Raw genomic sequence first — 650 nt, 5'->3', positions numbered from 1 at the left:
TACTGGATGAAGACCGCCTACCGCATCCCGGACGTTCCGGGCGCCAACATCAAGCCCGGCCAGACCGGCTTCAAGACGGTGCCGATCAACAAGATGGTGCCGCGCTCGTTCGTCACCAACCTGGAGGACGGCGCCAAGGTGGCGTCTGGAACGCCGGTGGCGTTGCGCGGCATCGCCTTCGGCGGCGATTGCGGGGTGAAGGCGGTCGAGTTCTCAGGCGACGGCGGCGCGACGTGGTTCCCGGCACAGCTCGGCGCGGACGAGGGCCCCTACAGCTTCCGCCGCTTCGACGGCAGCCTGCCGGCGTTGGCCGCCGGGACCCACACGGTCAGGGTCCGCTGCACCAACACCGACGGCGTCGCGCAGCCCATGGACCGGGCCTGGAACGCCAACGGCTTCATGCAGAACGGCATCGAGGCCGTGTCCTTCCAGGTCGCTTGAGGAGAACAGCCATGATCGCGATCCGTTCTGCGGCCCTCATCGCCGTGCTCGTCCTGTCTCCTCCGATAGCGCTCGCGGCGCCTGCACCCGAGCCGATGCGCTTCACCTCGCAATCCATCGAGATGCCGACCTCCGACAGGATCTTTCCGGACGGGCCGGGGGCGGAGGTGGTCAACAACAACTGCCTCGCCTGCCACTCGGCCGGGATG

1 protein-coding gene and 1 pseudogene are annotated in these 650 nt (G+C 68.2%); both read left to right on the top strand.

The window, feature by feature from the left end; translation table 11 throughout:
- Window positions 1-441 (top strand): Ig-like domain-containing protein (locus MKK63_RS32270; protein WP_244005353.1); only part of this gene is annotated, 441 nt, incomplete at its 5' end.
- 11 nt (window positions 442-452) lie between these two features.
- Window positions 453-650 (top strand): annotated as a pseudogene (locus tag MKK63_RS32265) (cytochrome c); the annotation flags it as partial.

Origin of the sequence: Methylobacterium sp. J-088 (genome assembly GCF_022829295.1) — a bacterium.
In the GTDB taxonomy this organism is placed as follows: domain Bacteria; phylum Pseudomonadota; class Alphaproteobacteria; order Rhizobiales; family Beijerinckiaceae; genus Methylobacterium.
The sequence above is the reverse complement of the archived record's forward strand: the minus strand, read 5'-3'. Positions and strand labels throughout refer to the sequence as shown.